This is a genomic window from Rhodohalobacter mucosus (assembly GCF_003150675.1).
In the GTDB taxonomy this organism is placed as follows: Bacteria; Bacteroidota; Rhodothermia; order Balneolales; family Balneolaceae; genus Rhodohalobacter; species Rhodohalobacter mucosus.
The window spans coordinates 128,014-146,172 of the sequence record NZ_QGGB01000009.1; the positions used below are offsets into that span (position 1 = coordinate 128,014).

General features: G+C 48.6%; 14 protein-coding genes. 11 read left to right on the forward strand and 3 right to left on the reverse strand.

What is annotated here, in order from left to right:
* Positions 1-109: 109 nt before the first annotated feature.
* From DDZ15_RS13380 to cdaA, 7 genes are all read left to right on the forward strand, one after another.
* Positions 110-712, forward strand: coding sequence for a TIGR04282 family arsenosugar biosynthesis glycosyltransferase (locus tag DDZ15_RS13380; RefSeq protein WP_109647614.1), 603 nt, complete (start codon positions 110-112; stop codon positions 710-712).
* The gene (locus DDZ15_RS13385; RefSeq protein ID WP_242979039.1) at positions 705-1,406 is read left to right on the forward strand and encodes a TIGR04283 family arsenosugar biosynthesis glycosyltransferase; all 702 of its coding nucleotides are present in this window, start codon (positions 705-707) and stop codon (positions 1,404-1,406) included. The genes DDZ15_RS13380 and DDZ15_RS13385 overlap by 8 nt, the downstream gene beginning before the upstream one ends.
* 202 nt (positions 1,407-1,608) lie before the next feature.
* Positions 1,609-4,845: a TonB-dependent receptor gene (locus DDZ15_RS13390; RefSeq protein WP_109647615.1), complete on the forward strand. Its 3,237-nt coding sequence runs from the start codon at positions 1,609-1,611 to the stop codon at positions 4,843-4,845.
* A 217-nt stretch (positions 4,846-5,062) separates the two neighbouring features.
* Positions 5,063-6,304, forward strand: coding sequence for an alkaline phosphatase family protein (locus tag DDZ15_RS13395; RefSeq protein ID WP_109647616.1), 1,242 nt, complete (start codon positions 5,063-5,065; stop codon positions 6,302-6,304).
* Between the two features lie 135 nt (positions 6,305-6,439).
* The gene (locus tag DDZ15_RS13400) at positions 6,440-6,778 is read left to right on the forward strand and encodes a DUF3470 domain-containing protein (RefSeq protein WP_109647777.1); all 339 of its coding nucleotides are present in this window, start codon (positions 6,440-6,442) and stop codon (positions 6,776-6,778) included.
* A 109-nt stretch (positions 6,779-6,887) separates the two neighbouring features.
* Complete coding sequence (gene folP, locus DDZ15_RS13405; protein WP_242979040.1) at positions 6,888-7,736, forward strand: dihydropteroate synthase; 849 nt, start codon at positions 6,888-6,890, stop codon at positions 7,734-7,736.
* Between the two features lie 75 nt (positions 7,737-7,811).
* Positions 7,812-8,624 (forward strand): diadenylate cyclase CdaA, encoded by an 813-nt coding sequence (cdaA, locus tag DDZ15_RS13410; protein WP_109647618.1) that lies wholly within the window; start codon positions 7,812-7,814, stop codon positions 8,622-8,624.
* A gap of 296 nt (positions 8,625-8,920) precedes the next feature.
* Here cdaA and meaB read toward each other — a convergent pair whose 3' ends face one another.
* From meaB to DDZ15_RS13425, 3 genes are read right to left on the reverse strand one after another with little or no spacing between them, the layout of a single operon-like run.
* Complete coding sequence (gene meaB / locus DDZ15_RS13415) at positions 8,921-9,991, reverse strand: methylmalonyl Co-A mutase-associated GTPase MeaB (protein ID WP_109647619.1); 1,071 nt, start codon at positions 9,989-9,991, stop codon at positions 8,921-8,923.
* Between the two features lie 6 nt (positions 9,992-9,997).
* On the reverse strand, positions 9,998-12,139 hold the full coding sequence (gene scpA / locus DDZ15_RS13420) for a methylmalonyl-CoA mutase (protein ID WP_109647620.1): 2,142 nt from the start codon (positions 12,137-12,139) through the stop codon (positions 9,998-10,000).
* Complete coding sequence (locus DDZ15_RS13425) at positions 12,136-14,088, reverse strand: methylmalonyl-CoA mutase family protein (RefSeq protein WP_109647621.1); 1,953 nt, start codon at positions 14,086-14,088, stop codon at positions 12,136-12,138. The genes scpA and DDZ15_RS13425 overlap by 4 nt, the downstream gene beginning before the upstream one ends.
* Positions 14,089-14,332: 244 nt before the next feature.
* Here DDZ15_RS13425 and DDZ15_RS13430 point away from each other — a divergent pair, with 244 nt between their 5' ends.
* The 4 genes from DDZ15_RS13430 (at position 14,333) to DDZ15_RS13445 (ending at position 18,153) form a co-directional block, all read left to right on the forward strand.
* Positions 14,333-15,502, forward strand: coding sequence for an acyl-CoA dehydrogenase (locus DDZ15_RS13430; RefSeq protein WP_109647622.1), 1,170 nt, complete (start codon positions 14,333-14,335; stop codon positions 15,500-15,502).
* 172 nt (positions 15,503-15,674) lie between these two features.
* Positions 15,675-16,931, forward strand: a complete 1,257-nt coding sequence (locus DDZ15_RS13435) for a PAS domain-containing protein (RefSeq protein ID WP_109647623.1) — start codon at positions 15,675-15,677, stop codon at positions 16,929-16,931.
* Positions 16,932-17,014: 83 nt separating this feature from the next.
* Positions 17,015-17,455 (forward strand): SufE family protein, encoded by a 441-nt coding sequence (locus tag DDZ15_RS13440; protein WP_109647624.1) that lies wholly within the window; start codon positions 17,015-17,017, stop codon positions 17,453-17,455.
* Positions 17,456-17,538: 83 nt separating this feature from the next.
* Positions 17,539-18,153 carry a DsbA family protein gene (locus DDZ15_RS13445; RefSeq protein ID WP_109647625.1) on the forward strand — a complete coding sequence of 205 codons (615 nt, stop codon included), beginning with the start codon at positions 17,539-17,541 and terminating at the stop codon, positions 18,151-18,153.
* The last annotated feature ends 6 nt before the right edge of the window (positions 18,154-18,159 follow it).

An 18,159-nucleotide genomic window follows, 5' to 3' on the forward strand; every position in this document is an offset into this window, starting at 1 on the left:
CGCATTGAAACATTTTGTTTCATTGAATATGATCTGTTCTCATCTCAGCGGATCCTGCTTTTACATCTGCTGAATTTCAGATGGATCAAATTTTATATGATTGAAGATAATGAATAAGAACCGGCTGATTAATGTGTTTGTAAAAAATCCGCGCATGGGCAGAGTTAAAACCCGTCTTGCCGCAGCGGTCGGCGATCAGCGTGCGCTGAAGGTATATGATCATTTGCTGAAGCTCACGGCCGCAGCGGCAGTTAACGTGCAGGCCAACCGTATAGTACTGTACTCCGATGCCGTCTGCCAAAATGATCATTTTGATGATGCGCTGTTTAAAAAAGAGGTACAGCAGGGAGAAGACCTGGGCGAGCGGATGCTTTATTCTGTTGCAAACGGATTCGATTCAGGCTATGAACAGGTGGTGGTAATCGGGAGCGACTGCCCGGACATAACGGGAGAGCTTCTGGAACAGGCGTTCTCCTCATTGAACAAAGCGGACTCGGTGATCGGGCCATCTGCAGACGGAGGATACTACCTTATTGGAGTCTCTGTGTTTGAACCGGAAGTTTTCAAGGATATCGCCTGGAGCACGCCGGAGGTTTACCCGGCCACCCTTAGTATACTGAAAAAGAAGGGGCTGTCGGTTGCGGTTCTGGAAGAACTGAATGATATCGATACAGAAGAGGATTTGAAACGAAGCCGGCTTAGCAGTGGATGATCAACCCCGCATATCCGTTATCATTCCGGTGATTAACGAGGAGAAGCAAATCGGATTCCTGATTGACCATATCAAAAGAGCTGAGGGTGGATCCGTATGCGAAATGATTGTGGTTGACGGCGGAAGCAGGGATAGAACAGTTCAGGTTGCGGAAGAGAGAGGGGCGATCGTGATCACAGCCAAGAAGAGAGGGCGTGCGCGCCAGATGAATGAGGGAGCTGCAGCGGCGAAGGGAGAACTGCTCTACTTTCTGCACGCTGACACCCTGCCGCCAAATCAATTTGACCGGGAGATACTCTCAGCCGTAAAGAAAGGATACGGGGCCGGGTGTTTTCGGCTCAGATTCGATATGGATCACGCACTGCTCAGATTTTATGCCTTTTTTACCCGGTTCAAATCAACCCTGCTACGGTTCGGTGACCAAAGCCTGTATGCAGAAAGAGACGTATTTGAGAAAATTGGCGGCTTTGATGATTTATTAACGGTGATGGAGGACCAGAAAATTGTACGTGATCTTAGAAAACGGACCCCCTTTTATATCTCTGAAAGGGAAGTGATTACGTCAGCCAGAAGGTACAAAGAAAACGGGGTGATCAGGCTGCAGTTGGCCTTTACATTGATTTGGTTTCTGTACTATCTGGGCGTGCCTCAGGCAGGGCTTGTGGAACTCTATAATTCGCTGATCAGATCGTAGGAAAGCATGGAGTGTTCGAGTGCAATAACATACTGATTATCAATATCCTGAGTACTCTTTTGCAGGGGAGTATTATAATCGCTTGCCTGCACTGTAATCCTCCCGGATTTTTCAGTAATTTTAAGACGTTTTGTTAATAGTCAGTTAACAAAGGCTTGTTATCATGCGAGCCAATTCAAAACCAAATAAAAACGCTTAAATAATGCACTATTTGAAAAGATATATACTACTTCTTGCTACAGTTGCTTTTCTGCCGTTTACAGCGTTCTCTCAGGCAACCACAACCGGTTCTATTGAGGGTACGATTACAGATGATGAAGGCGACTTTTTGCCGGGCGCTACGGTTGTAGCCGTTCACCTGCCTACCGGAACGGAATATGGTACGTCGAGCCGGGCAGACGGGCGATATACAATACGAAACGTCCGTATTGGGGGGCCATATGAGGTTCGTGTTACCTTTATCGGGTTCAATTCCCAGATTAAGGGAATTACACGCATTGAGCTTGGCGAAAGGGTACTGCTGGATTTCCAGCTCGAACAGGGATCTCTTGAACTGGATGAAATCTCCGTGACCGCTGTCGCCGATCAGGTTTTCAACTCCGATCGTACGGGCGCCAGAACCAATATTACAAGCGAAGACATCGAAAGAACACCGAGCGTGTTCCGTTCCCTTGGCGACTTTACAAGGCTTACGCCCCAGGTTACCAGCGGAAACAGTTTCGGTGGTGCCAACGACCGATACAATAACATTCTGGTTGACGGTGCAACACTGAACGATATTTTTGGGTTGGGTGATGCAACTCCCGGTTCACAGGCCGGCGTTGGTTCTCCCCTCAGTATCGATGCCATCGCGGAATTTAACGTGGACATTGCTCCCTTCGACGTCACCAACAACGGTTTTACCGGCGGTCAGGTGAATGCAGTGACGAAGAGCGGAACCAACACCTATACCGGTTCGGTTTACTTTCAGACACGAAACGAAAACCTTGTAGGTAACTACGTGTTTCAGGAAGGCGGTGAAGATGTGGAATCCGGCGACTTCCCCGACTTTACCGAGCGATATATCGGTCTGAATGTTGGCGGCCCGATCATCGAAGACAAGCTTTTCTTCTTTGTGAATGCGGAATTTAAGCGTGAAACCAGCCCGATTACCAACGGTATCCTGGGAAGCGGCGCGCCCAACGTGATTGACTTTGAGGCGGCCACCTTCGATCAGATCAGCAATATTCTTCAGACAGAGTATGGATATGATCCCGGAGAATACACCTCGCCGCTTGACAGCGACACCGACAATGACAAGGTGCTGGCCAAGATTGACTGGAACATCAACCAGAATCACAACCTGAGCTTCCGGTACAATTATGTGGATGCGATTGCAAATCGTGGAATCAGCCGTGGTAACAACAGCTACACATTCAGCAACCGTCAGTACAACTTCAACAGTACACAGAATTCTGTTGTGGCAGAATTGACCAGCAGCTTCGGCAACAGCGCCTACAATGAGGCTCGTGTGGTTTATACACGAATTCGTGACTCTCGGGACACTCCATCTCAGCGATTCCCAAGCGTGACGGTTAGTATCCCGTACGATTCGGATCGCAGCGGTTTTGGTGCGATCAATGCAGGTGTGGAGCGATTCTCACAGGCGAATGCACTTGATCAGGATCTGCTTGAGTTTACCAACAACTTTACATTCATCCGCGGTGCGCATGAATTTACGGTGGGTACAAGCAACCAGATCTTCACATTCGACAACCTTTTTGTGCAGGATGCTTTCGGTACCTACACATTCTTTGATATTGCAGACCTGGAAGCGGGTGATCCTGTTGAATACAGGCACAGCTACCTTCTTCCCGGCGGAAGCCCTACTGCTAACTTTACAGGTATGCAGTTCGGATTCTATGCGCAGGACAAATGGTCCGTTACCAACTACCTGAAAGTAACCTACGGTCTGCGTGTTGACATTCCGGTGTTGCCGGATGATCCTTCTTTCAATCCGGACGTTCCGGATGCTTTCCCCGGCTTCTCAACGGATAGAGTTGCTAGCGGTCAGGTTCTCTGGGCGCCACGACTTGGTTTCAACTGGGACGCCAGCCGCGGTATGAGAACAACACAGATTCGTGGTGGTATCGGTATCTTTTCCGGAACACCTCCGTTTGTATGGATCTCCAACCAGTACAGCAACACCGGTGTGGATTACGGACGGGTTGATGAATTCAGCTTTGGCCGATTCGATGGTCTTTTCTCACCAGACCCTGACAACCAGCCAATTCCTGGACAGGGCAACTCGCTGAATCCCGTTGAAACGACAGAGATTAACCTGCTTGCGGATGACTTTAAGTACCCACAGTCTCTGAAGGTTAACCTTGCCGTTGACCAGGAGCTGCCATTCGGCTTCCGCGGTACTCTTGAAGGTGTCTATTCAAGCGCCATCAACGACGTGGTATTTGAGAATATAAACGCGGTACGAGAAGGAACCTCACCTTACGGCCGTCCGATCTACGGAGATATTTTCTTCAACTCCAGGTTCGGAAATGCCTCGGGACGACTTTCAAGACAGGATCCACGATTTACCAATGCGCTGCTTCTCAAAAACAGCAACAAAGGGTACCAGTACAGCATCACAGCTGAGCTGGAGAAACGTTTCGACTCAGGTCTCTATACCAAATTTGCCTACACGTACAACCGTGCGGAGAACGTGAATAACGGTACATCAAGCCGTGCGATCTCCAACTGGCAGTTCAATGAGAACGTGGATGTGAACAGCCCGGAACTGGGTACCGCTGATTTTGAGCGCCGGCACCGGTTTCTCGGTATTGCATCGTATCGCCTCGATTATGGAGATGGCGACCGATTTGCAACATCATTCTCACTCATCTATGACGGTCGGTCAGGTGAACCGTTCAGCTGGATCTACAACGGAGATGCCAACGGTGACGGTCGTTTTGATAATGACCTGATTTACGTACCGGCTTCTGAAGATGAAGTGGTTATCACAAGCGGAAACTGGAATGAGTTCAACGACTGGATTAACAGTGAGAGCTCTGTGAGCGACTACCGGGGTGATTTTGTGGATCGAAACACAGCCCGTGAGCCATGGACCAACTTCCTGGACTTTAAAGTAACTCAGGAAGTACAGACCTTTAACGGTCAGTCGGTAGAGTTCAGCGCAAGTATGATTAATGTGCTTAATTTCCTGAATAACGAGTGGGGAGTAAGGGAAGGCGTAAGTTTTAACAACTATCGCGCCTACAACTTCCAGCAGTATGTAGATCAGGATTTCATCGACGACAATCCCGCTCTTGGGCTCGGTGCAGGCGATATCGGCAAACCGGTAATCAGCTTTGACCCTGATGAAGTTACCGATGAAGAGATCTTCAACGTAAGTGACTTCGGTTCAAGATGGCAAATGCAGTTTACTGTTCGGTATAAATTTTAATATCCTGCGGTAACTGATATAATTCTTACAAAGGAGAAGCGTTTCGCTTCTCCTTTTTTTTTGTTCAGATGCTAGGAGTACGGGTTCATAAAAGCCTTCAAGCGGTTATGACGGCTCAGCCAATGGGAAGCAATAAACCGCTTCTGGGCTGCTGAATCAGTTTTTCATTATCTTGGCATATACGCACCCTATAACATCTTATTTACTTGCTTTCTTTATGAATAAATCACCTGTCAGCCTGTTTCTGCTCTCTGTTATTACAGGAATCCTTTTCATTCAAGCCTGTACGACACCTGAAAGGCAGGCGTTCGAAGATCAAAAAGTGCTGCTCATCTCCATTGACGGTTTTATGCCGGACTACTTCACAGATTTTGATACACCGGCGCTTGACCGCCTGGCTTCCTCCGGCGTTCTTGCAGACCACATGATTCCCGTTTTCCCAACCAAAACGTTTCCGAATCACTATTCCATCGTAACCGGCCTCTACACGGAAAATACCGGGGTTATTGCCAATAACATGTACGATCCTGTGATGGATGCCCGGTTCAGCCTGGGTAACCGTGATGCAGTATCTAACGGTGAGTGGTACGGAGGTGAACCGATCTGGGTAACAGCGGAGACCCAGGGAGTGTCAACGGCTACAATGTTCTGGCCGGGCTCTGAGGCCGAGATTAACGGCGTTCGACCTACAAGATGGATGCCGTATGATGATGATATGCCGTACAAGGCGCGCGTGGATACCATTGTGTCGTGGCTTCAGGTGGATGACGATACCGAACCCCGGTTTCTCACTCTCTACTTCAGCAAGGTGGATTCATACGGACACCGCTATGGCACGGAGTCGGACTCGGTTCGGGCCGCGGTTCGTGAAGTTGACGGCCATATCGGGTATTTACTGGATGAGATAGAGCGGATCGGGGCCGATGATGAGCTTAACATTATCATCACCTCAGATCATGGAATGGCGGATTTATCGTCCGATCGCGTTATCGTTCTGGACGACATCATCGATATGGATAAAGTAAACGTGATTGACTGGACCCCGGTGGCCATGATACAGCCTTTAGAAGGGGAAAAGGAAAACGTATATCAACAGCTGAAAGAGGCTGAGAATAACTACAGTGTGTACAAAAAAGAGGAAATACCGGCCGTATATCACATAAAAAATAGCATTCGCGTACCGGAAATTATGATGATCGCAGATGTGGGATATACCATCACCACCAATGAGTATATGGTAACACGGGACATAACGGGAGCTACACACGGATATGACCACCGTGCTCCGGAGATGAGAAGCTTTTTCCTGGCTTTCGGGCCCGCACTGAGGCAGGGTTTTGTATCAGGCCCATTCCAGAGCATTCACCTGTACGATATGATGGCTCATCTCCTTGATGTGAATCCTGCTCCAAACGATGGGTCACTTGATTCGCTTCGGCATGTTCTCCGTGAACCCTGACAGGTTGAAACGAATCACTTTTAAAATTGATTGAATAATCTGAGGCAATTTGGATTGCATCTTAATCCGTTATGGAATACCATTGGTTTTCAGAGCTCGCAAAATTATGCAATCAAAAATTTTTCACTAGATAACATGGCATACATTGTAACTGAACCCTGTATTAACTGTAAGTACACAAACTGTGCTGCTGTATGTCCTGTCGACGCATTTCGGGAGGGCCCCAACTTTCTTACCATCGATCCCATTGAGTGTATCGACTGTGATGCATGCGTTTCTGAATGTCCGGTTGAAGCGATCTTTCCTGATGATGAAGTGCCTGAAGAGTGGGAGCACTACATAGAACTGAATGAACGCCTTGCAGAGAAGTGGGAAGACCGTGTCATCAATGAAACCTTTGATGCACTTCCCGATGCAGACGAGTGGGCGGAAAAAACGGACAAACTGGACTTGCTCCAGGAAGAGTGGGACTGATTCTGCCTGACATCCGACAGGTTTCATAATTTTTCGGGCCGCCATCTTCAAACCATCATTTAATGATGGCTTTACAACATATACCATTTGCATCTAAAAACGGCTGTTCTTGACTGTCAACAGGTCACTTACCGTTAGGAATCGTATCCTTGAATTTGACCGACCAAGGGTGATGGGAATTCTCAATGCCACTCCCGACTCCTTTTCTGACGGCGGGGAATATCTGAATATAAACAGGGCTACAGACCGGATCGGCCGTATGCTTGAGGAGGGAGCCGATATCATTGATGTGGGCGGGGAGTCCACCCGGCCGGGATCAGATCCTGTATCGCTGCAGGAGGAGATGGACCGGGTTCTTCCCATTCTGGAAAAGGCAATCCCGATGTATAGTGATGCTCTTTTTTCGATTGATACCACCAAATACGAAGTTGCAAAAGCGGCACTGGATACAGGCACGCATATCGTGAATGATGTAAGCGGGCTCAGGAAAGAACCCCGGTTCTCTTCACTTTGTGCTGAGTCTGGAGCCGGGTACGTGCTGATGCACTCAAGCGCAGCTCCCAAAACCATGCAACTGAACCCGGAGTATAAAAATGACGATGTAACAGGAGAGCTGATCCGGTTTTTCGAAGAGGGTATTCACACATTGGAAAGTGACGGAAATGATGCAATAATCATCGATCCGGGAATTGGTTTTGGTAAAACACTGGCTCATAATTGTACCATTGTTGCAGAGCTTCAAAAATTCAGTAAATTTGGCTACCCCGTTTTGATGGGTGCCTCTCGTAAATCCATGATTGGAGGGTTATTAAACGACAGGCCGGTTGACGGTAGGCTTGCAGGAACATTGGCTGTACATTATCATTCACTGATGAACGGAGCAAATATTCTGCGGGTACATGACGTGCAGGAGGCTGCCGATTCAATCAGTGTATTTACCGCTTTAACGAACAGGTAGAAAAGGGCACTATACCGGCCATAAACCGGCTGGTTATCTCTGCCGTACTCACCGCACATATTCAAACCAGATCCATTGATACCTATAGCATTTTTGGAATACGGCCTTAAGGACCTGCTTGAAACGCTGGTCATTGCCACCATGCTGTACTACCTGTACAGGTGGATTCGCGGTACGTTTGCTATTCAGGCTGCCCTGGGACTGGTCTTTATCATTGTGGTGAACGCCGTTGTAAGCCTGCTGGGATTCACCACCCTTAACTTTATGCTGCGAAGCGTCGTAGATGTTGGGGTGCTTGCGGTATTTATCATTTTTCAGCCTGAAATCCGGAAGCTTCTCTACAGCCTTGGCCAGAACACCTCTTTCGACAGGCTTTTTGGGAGAAGCGGCTCGGAAGGAGTTGTGGAAGAGGTGATTGCTGCGGTCAAGAATATGGCACAGACCAAAACCGGTGCCCTCATCGTCTTTGCACGAAGCTCCTCCCTTCAGGATCTGGTGGATGTCGGCGTTCGCATTGATGCACAGGTGAACGCGCAGCTTATACAGACCATATTTCAAAAAGACACCCCCCTTCATGACGGTGCGATCGTTATTCGAAGCGGACGCATTGTGGCCGCAAGCTGCTATCTGCCCATTTCCCAGAATCCGAATATTTCATCCGTATTCGGAACCCGCCACAGGGCGGCGGTTGGCGTGAGCGAAACAAACAACGTATTTGTGGTGATTGTGTCGGAAGAGACCGGCCGGATATCCGTGGCCAAAAACGGCGGACTCACCAGCGGCCTGTCTATTCAAAAGCTGCGTGCGGAGATGGAAAAATCACTCGGTGAGGACAAAGAGGAAGAGATGGGGTTCAGCGCAGAAAAAGCAGAGCTGGAGATGAACTGAAAAACGTCGGGGAAGTTGGGTTTTCAACCGGAAACGACGTTGTGGCAAAATAGGAATCAATCAGGCAGTAGAAACTCCCCTCCTTTTTAAGGAGGGGCCGGGGGTGGTTTCAGATCGTATAACGGATTAAAAATTTTGAAACTAACTTATTAGCCTTATTGAACCACCCCTATATCTCCACCTTGTCCCATTGGGATCCCAACGGGGGAAAAGGAGGGGATTTATCACGTTGTCAAATTCATCGATTTTATGTCCAACTCAGGTTTCTTAATAAATCGATCCTGATTACGTACTGTTCACGAGCTTTTAAACAGCCGGATCAGGTCGTCTGCGGCCCTGGTGGATGAAATCTCTCCGGAACGCACTTTTTCTCTTATTTCCTGAAGAGAAGCCTTCACTTCTTCATTGCCATAGAAGATTTTTTTCAGCTGTTCGTGGATGGTTTCATACATCCAGTGAACCGACTGATCGCTTCTGTTTTCTGAGAAAAAGCCCGTTTGCTTAACATATTCCAGGTACTCTTCTATCTGTTCCCAGATTTCCACGATCCCTTTGTTGTTCAGTGCCGAGCAGGTCATCACTTCCGCACGTTTTCCGGACGGGGGTTCCGGAAAAAGAGACAGCGCATTCTGATAGTCTAGCCGGGCGCGGTTGGCCGCCTGCCGGTTATCGCCCTCCGATTTATTGATTGCGATCAGGTCGGCCATTTCCATAACCCCGCGTTTAATGCCCTGCAGCTCGTCTCCTGCGCCGGCGATCAGGATAAGCAGAAAAAAGTCGGTCATCGAGTGCACCGTAATTTCAGACTGGCCCACACCCACGGTTTCCACAAAGACGGTATCATAGCCGGCCGCTTCACAAAGAAGCATGGTTTCACGTGTTTGCCGTGCCACGCCCCCCAGAGAACCGGACGAGGGTGATGGCCGGATAAAAGCCTTCTGGCTGGTGGAAAGCACCGGCATTCTGGTTTTGTCTCCCAGAATGCTGCCTTTCGATCGGCTGCTGCTGGGATCGACGGTCAGAACCGCAAGCCTTTTTCCTTTCTTCTCGATAAGGTGGCGTCCCAATGATTCGATGAAGGTGCTTTTGCCCGCTCCGGGCACACCGGTAATACCGATTCGCACGGATTTACCTGCGTGCGGCAGGCACGCTTCCAGGATATCCCGGCCAAGTTCACGGTGCTCGTCGCGCCTGCTTTCGATAAGCGTGATGGCCTGTGAAAGGATGGTGCGGTCGCCGGAGAGAACTCCCTCAACATAATCCTTCGTTTTCCTGAGAGGTGTACGTTTTGCCCTGAATGACGGATTTACGGACTCATTCTGACTTCCGGGATTGATATGAAGCGAACTGTTTTCCGGGTCAGACATAGTTGCTCACTCCTTATCGATGAGGATGTGAAGTATTTTCTGGGCAGCTTCGGGGATTACGGTACCCGGACCAAAAACAGCCGCTACTCCGTGTTCATACAGAAACGAATAATCCTGGTTGGGGATTACACCTCCGACAATAACCATGATATCTTCCCGTCCGAGCTGTTTGAGTTCGTCAATCACTTTTGGCACGAGGCTTTTGTGGCCTGCAGCGAGGCTTGACACACCAAGGATGTGTACGTCATTTTCAACCGCCTGTTTGGCAGCCTCTTCCGGAGTCTGAAAGAGCGGGCCGATGTCTACGTCAAAACCGAGGTCTGCAAAGCTGGTGGCGATTACCTTGGCTCCCCGGTCGTGACCATCCTGCCCCATTTTGGCAACCATGATACGAGGCCTTCGGCCTTCCTGGCGTTCAAAACGGTCAGCCAGCTCTTTGGCTTTTTCAAACTCTTCATTGTGATCTGATTCGGATGAATACACACCTGATATTGATTTTATAGTTGCACGGTACCGCCCGAATGCTTTCTCCATGGCGTCCGAAATTTCACCGAGTGAGGCCCTTTTTCGTGCAGCATCAACGGCCAGCTCCAGCAGATTGCCTTTGCCGGTTTCCGCACTTACGGTCAGTTTCTGGAGTGCTTCCTGAACGGCTTCGGAATCACGCTCTTTCCGGAGCCTTTCCAGGCGCTCAATCTGTGAACGAAGAACCTTTTCGTTGTCCACTTCCAGAATATCAATCGGATCTTCCTTTTCCAACCTGTATTTATTGACACCCACAATGGTTTCCTTTCCGCTGTCGATACGGGCCTGTTTGCGGGCGGCAGCCTCTTCGATCCGCATTTTAGGAAGTCCCGATTCAATGGCTTTGGCCATCCCTCCCATCTCTTCAACTTCCTGAATCAGCTTCCAGGCTCGCCGAACCAGGCGATCTGTCAGGTATTCCACGTAATAGGACCCGGCCCAGGGATCGATGGCCTTTGTAATGCCGGTCTCTTCCTGGAGAAAAATCTGTGTATTGCGTGCAATACGGGCTGAGAAGTCGGTGGGAAGGGCGATCGCTTCATCCAGTGCATTGGTATGAAGAGATTGCGTGTGACCAAGCGCAGCGGCCATTGCTTCAATACAGGTTCGGGTAACATTATTGAACGGGTCCTGCTCCGTAAGGCTGTAGCCGGAAGTCTGCGAATGCGCTCTGAGTGAGAGCGACTTCGGGTTTTTAGGATCAAAAGGCTTCATCAGCCTGGCCCAGAGAAGCCTGCCGGCCCGAAGCTTGGCAATTTCCATAAAATGATTCATACCGATTGCCCAGAAAAAGGAGAGGCGGGGGGCAAACTCATCGATCTTCAGACCCGATTCAATGCCCTGCCGAACGTATTCCAGGCCATCGGCAAGCGTGTAGGCCAGTTCCAGGTCGGCAGTGGCCCCGGCTTCGTGCATATGGTACCCGCTGATGCTGATGGAGTTGAAGCGCGGCATATATTTTGACGTGTACTCAAAAATATCACCGATAATTTTCATGGAGGGCTCGGGCGGATAAATGTAGGTGTTGCGAACCATGAACTCTTTCAGAATATCGTTCTGAATGGTACCGCTCAGTTTTTCAGGCGGAACGCCCTGCTCCTCGGCGGCAACGATATAGAAGGCCATCACCGGGATAACGGCTCCGTTCATGGTCATGGAAACCGACATCTCATCCAGCGGAATGCTGTCGAACAGTATTTTCATGTCGAGGATTGAGTCGATTGCCACACCTGCTTTTCCTACATCGCCGGATACCCTGGGGTGATCCGAATCGTATCCGCGATGGGTTGCAAGATCGAAGGCTACAGACAGCCCTTTCTGCCCCGCCGCAAGATTTCTTCTGTAAAAAGCATTCGACTCTTCAGCAGTGGAAAAACCTGCATACTGGCGTATAGTCCAGGGCCGCAGGGTGTACATCGTTGAGTAGGGGCCCCGCAGATAGGGCGGAATTCCTGCTGCAAAATCGAGATGTTCCGCTTCCTCAATATCATCAGGTGAAAAGACGGGCTTTACATGAATTTTCTCGGGAGTTTCCCAAACGCCGTCAGTGCCTGCATGAGAGCCGTTTGCTCCGAATGATTGAAAATCAGGTTTAAAGGACGAAAAATCGGGTCGCTTTTTCATGATACGGTGTACTTTTTAAACAGTTCCGACTGCACTTTCCTGAGAAAACCGGCTGCGTTCATTCCTGCCCAGATAAATTCATCAATCCCTGCATCCCTGTAAAGGGGTTCATTGGTGCCCGGGTGCCCGGCAACTACAAGAAGAGGGCGGTCTCCCATTCGCTCACAAAATAGTGGCACCAGATCGGGGTACTCTTTGTCCGATCCGCAAAGAACCACTGCATCAAATTTTTTGTCTTCGAGTTTGTCAACTGCATCTTCCAGGCTGTCACCCCCATCGGCCATGTTTATTCGGAAGCCGGCACATCCCAGCAGGTTTTGTGCAAAGGACGCACGTGCATTTCGCCATTTGAGGTTGCCAACCGGCAGGATAAGCACGTCAGGCTGGATGCCGGTTTTCTCTGCAAGTTCTTCAGTCTCTTTTCGAATGGAGTCGAATATATCGCCCGCATGAAACTCTTTTATCGATTCGATTGAACTTGTTTCGCGGGGAATCATGCTCAGAATCAGTTCAGGCAATGATTTTCCTTCTTTCAGTAAGTGCTGCAGTTCTGCGCCTGGATTCTCACTGCCTACCCGGAGCCGGGCTGATGAAGGAGCCAGGGTCTGAACGGGAAACGGATGTCCACCCTCTGATACATCGGGTAACTCCTTGCCGGTGTCGGGATAGTTATTTGTGCCCGTCAATACCCGCCTTCTTGTGGCGTACGCGTTTTGTTTCACTGACCGCGACTCCCGGATCTTCTGTTGAAGGGAGCCGCTCATGAGATCGTGCAACAATCCGCCTCTCGATTCCGATTCGGTAAAGAGTGTCCATGCTTTTTGAGCAATGTCTTGTGTCAGATTTTCAATGTAGTACGCGCCAGCCGATGGATCTCCCGTTTTGCCCAGATGAGCCTCTTCACCCAGAATGTGGTGCACATTTCCGGCTATGCGCCGTGAAAACGTATCCGGTGTGCGGAAAGAAATATCGTAAGGGAAGACGACCAGGGAATCCGCGCCTCCTGTAACCGCAGCCATGGCTTCCGCAGTGGCGCGCAGCATGTTGTTATGAGGGTCGCTGATCGTCTTGTTTTGAAACGTAGTTTCGGCGTGGATAAAAGCAGGAATGGAGGGATCCATGCCATAGGCATCAAGCAGGTTTTTCCACAGAATGCGAAGTGCCCTGAATTTTGCAATTTCCGGAAAATAGAGCGGTCCTGCGGATACGCGTATCAGAAAAGATGCAGCCGCCGATTCCCGGTTTTCCGGTTCCAGCATCGAGAAGTATTCGCTTGCCAGCGAGATGGCTATGGCGGCCTCTGAAACGATTGTGCATCCGGCTTTGTGGTAAAAGAGTGCGTCAGCAGCCAGCGAATCTGCACTGCGCACAAAGTTTTTCAGCTGATCCTGCGACGACCAGAGAGTTTTTCCGGCAGCTGCAGATTCGGTTATTGGATCAAATATGAATGTGGCTTTACGAAACGGTTTGGGATGGTTTCGGGTCATTGCAGAGAAAACAGGAGCGGAGATGCCTGCATCAACGAACAGAGAGATCTCTTCTGTGTTCATCTCCTCAAAAATGCCGTCAAAGGCATCCTGGTCCGGAATGTTGGAGCCGTGCAGGTGAATGTTTTCGGAACCGTTTGCAGGGCGTGGGCGGCTCGTTAAAAGGAACGTACGTGCTCCACGGGAATAAGCACTTGCAATCGAATCCCTGATCTCTGCCGGATGAAGGCCAAAAACCGGCTCACAGTAAGTCCAGCCTTTGCCCGAGGGTAATGACGGGGGACTTTGAACGTCTTCGCGCATATAAAACGGAAGTGGCTCAAGCCCCTCCAGCGTTTCCCATTTCAGCTTCTCCGTATAATCAGCACCCCCAAGATCGGATGTGATTTTCTCTTCCCATTCCTTTCGGCTGACTGTCGGGAAATCTGAAAACAATTTTTCTTCAGTTTGTATATTCTTCACGGTCGTCAGTTTTTTATGCGTTTAACTATATTAAAAATAGCGATGGCCTGAAAACTTCCCTAACTTTGGAGAGTTTAATTTAGACGTAAAAAAGCGCTACCATTTGGATATATTCAGGTTTTGTTTATAATCAGCGCGCATGGCCGTTAGTTGGAATATTCGGGCTCTGAAAAGTATTTTCAGGCTCATATGCCGGCAATGAAATGTATTTAAAAATTTACTCAGGAATTGAAAAGGAACGATTATGATAGAAACGACACAAACTATTCCTCCGCTTACACAGCTTACAGAAGACGAACAGATGCTGAAGGAAGCAGCAGCGGATTTTGCCGAATCGGCCATCAAGCATAAAGTGCATGAAATGGACGAGGCCGGAAAACTGGACCCGCAGCTGATCCGGGAGTTCTTTGAAATGGGTTTAATGGGGATCGAAATCCCGGAAAAATACCAGGGGGGTGGCGGATCTTTTATGATGAGCATTGTGGCGATTGAGCAGATATCCCGTGTTGATGCCTCCGTCGGAGTATTTATGGATGTTCAGAACACCCTGGTGAACAATGCTTTTCTTAGATGGGGAAGTGATGAGGTTAAAGAGAAGTTTTTGCCGTTGCTGGCCACCGAAAAAGTTGGTGCATACTGCCTTTCGGAAGCCGGATCAGGAAGCGATGCTTTTGCACTTAAGTGTGCTGCAAAAAAGGATGGCGACCACTATGTTTTAAATGGCACCAAGCTTTGGATTACCAATGCGAATGAAGCGGATATTTTTCTTGTCTTTGCCAATATAAATCCGGACGCAGGGTATAAGGGCATTACTGCATTTATTGTTGAACGCGGTATGGAGGGCTTTTCCGTTTCTAAAAAAGAAAACAAGCTCGGAATCCGGGCAAGTTCCACATGCGAATTGCTTCTTGAAGATGTTAAGGTACCCGAAGAAAATGTGCTTGGAGAAGTAGGAAAAGGATATAAAGTGGCGATAGAGACACTGAATGAAGGGCGTATCGGAATAGGTGCACAGATGATTGGCATCGCACAGGGTGCACTCGATGCCGCAGTAGCTTATACAAAAGAACGCAAGCAGTTTGGCAAAGCTGTTGCAGATTTCCAGGGTGTGCAGTTTCAGCTTGCAAAAATGGCAACTGAACTGGAAATGGCCCGTCTTCTGGTGTACAACGCAGCAAGGCTCAAAGAGGCAGGTCAGCCTTTTTTGAAAGAGGCTGCAATGGCTAAATACTACAGTTCAGAAGTTGCGGAAAATATTAGCTCGAAGGCAATTGACCTGTTTGGCGGTTACGGGTACGTGAAAGAGTATCCTGTAGAGAAGTTCTACAGAGACTCAAAGATTGGCAAAATCTACGAAGGTACGTCCAATATGCAGCTCCAAACCATCGCCAAAATTCTTCTTAAGGAAGGATAATGCGGGTCTGAAGCGCCTGAACGCCATTTTCAATTAATTTGCATAAAATGGAATGCTGAGGGAAGAACTTTGTGTTGAGTCAGGATGTTAAGCAGACAAATGTGACCCCAATAATTATATCAAAACCGGAAATGTCTCTTTATCGGGCCGGTACAAGAAAAAAACAGTTGTTATGGACAATATTGACGATATCCTGAAAAAATGCTCTAAAGATGAAGAGTCATTCAAGAAATTAAAGACAGTCTTTGGAAATCTTAAGGCCGAAGCCGATCAAAAAGCGATGCACCTCGATCTGCTCGAGCGAGCCATCAAGAGTGATTACGATTCCATCATCATAACAACGCTCGATCTCGAAAAACCGGGACCCGTCATTGTCTATGCAAATGATGGATTTACACGAATGACCGGATACTCCCGCGAAGAGGTAATAGGGAAGAGCCCTCGCATTCTGCAGGGGCCAAAAACCGATCGCGCTGTTCTTGACAAATTGCGTGAACGCCTTCGTGAAGGGCAGTCTTTCTTCGGGCACACCGTCAACTACAGAAAGGACGGAACTGAATTTATCAATCAGTGGGACATTCACCCTCTTACAAATGAAAAGGGTGAGATAACCCACTGGGTATCGTACCAGCACGACATTACCGAGCGTAAACGCTCTGAGCAGATGGTGGTCGACAGCAGTATGGAGTTCGATGAGCTGGCCGAGGAGAGCAAGAAAACTCTCATTGATGTAGATGAGCAGGGAAATATTGTCACGTCGAATAAAGCATTTCGTGATCTGATCGGATATGATGACGAAGAGCTGAAGAGAACAAAAGTATGGGACCTTCTCTCAGATGAGTATGTTGAGAGTTTTCGGCACAAATTTGACACATTTAAACCAAGCGACTTTGATAATCGCTCTTTTGAGCTTGTCTTTATCAATAAAAAAGGTGCTGAGATTGAGGTAAAAGCCAATGCCCGTCTGCTCCAGGCAAGCGGACAGACAATTGCCAGGATTGCATTTGAGAATAAGTCTCTCCAGAAACGCATCATGGCCATGCTTTCAAAGCGAAATGCTGAATTTGAACGTGCCTTCGACCGATCCAGGGAGTTCAACTACAAAATAAAGACCGATCAATCCGGTGTATATCGCTTTGAATACGTTTCGGAGACCTTTAGCAAAGTTACCGGTATAACGGCTGATGAGGCTGTGACTATGAGTATTGAAGATTTTGTACATGAGGACGATCGTAAAAAAGTGACAGAACATTTCGAAACGGTAATGGAAGGTAAGCCCAATACCGAGCAGTTCAGAATACAAAGCCGCGATGGAGGATACGTAGAGGTTATCGATTACGCCAAGCCGGATTGGGATGCCGATCGCAGCAATGTGGTCGCTATCAAGGGAGCCGTGTCCACGGAGATTTCTTCAGAACAAAAAGCCTGATTACCGACAGAGTCCGGCACAATGTTTTCGGCCTGATTTCGTATGTTTAATGCAGGCAAGAAATGGCTGATGAATCAGAAAACATGACGATAGACGAAAAACAGCAACGCATAGTCAGGGAATTTGAGCTGCTGGGCGACTGGCCAGAGCGATATAAGTACATCATCAAGCTCGGTCAAAAACTGGAGCCGCTCGATGAGAAGTACAAAGTGGAGGAGAATATCGTAAGAGGCTGCCAGTCGCAGGTATGGCTTCACACAGAAACGGAGGGTGACAAGATTATTTTCAAGGCCGACAGTGATGCTGCAATCACCAAGGGGCTGGTTGCTTTGATGGTTCGTTTTTACTCCGGTGAAACTCCCGACACGATTCTCTCTGTGAATCCGGATTTTATAAAAAAAATCGGTATGCAGGATCATCTCTCCCCAACCCGTTCAAACGGCCTCGCCTCCATGGTAAAACAGATGAAAATTTATGCCATGGCCTACAAAGCCAAAATGGAACAGGAACCGGCAAATAACTGAACTGTTGCCATTTCTATTCATCACAATTCGTATCTTTCCTGTTTACAAACGCTATCAACCAATGATATTTATCTGAACTGACCATGAATACCAAAACAATCCAGATCATTGCCCTTTGGACTTTCCTCGCAGTGGGAGGGGTCGCTCTCTATTACGGACTTTCAGGAAATGATGATTCTTCAGAAGCCGTAAACAGAAGTGCAGACCCTCAGCCCGTCAGCATTCTGAAATACAGCGACTATCAGTGTCCTGCCTGCAAAGCATATGTGCCTCTTCAAGAACAGCTGAAGGCAGAGTACGGAGATCTTATTAAGATCGAGTACCGGCACTTTCCGCTTAGCGGACATCAATTCGCCGAACTGGCTTCACGCACAGCTGAAGCGGCTCGAAACCAGGGTAAATACGAGGAGATGCACGATCTCATTTTTGAGTACCAGGAGGTATGGTCTCAGGGAGATGCCCGCGATCACTTCATGGATTTTGCCAATCAGCTTGAACTGGATATGGAGCAGTTTGAGGCAGACCTCCAATCCCAGGAGATCATTGATCTGGTTGAGCGGCAAAGGCAGGAAGGCCTGAGGCGTCAGGTAAACGCCACACCAACGTTTTTCATAAATGGACAGAAACTGCGTCAGAACCCGCAAAGCTATGAGCAGTTCAAGTCGGTCGTGGAACTCTATATGTATCGCGCAAGCTGATCAACG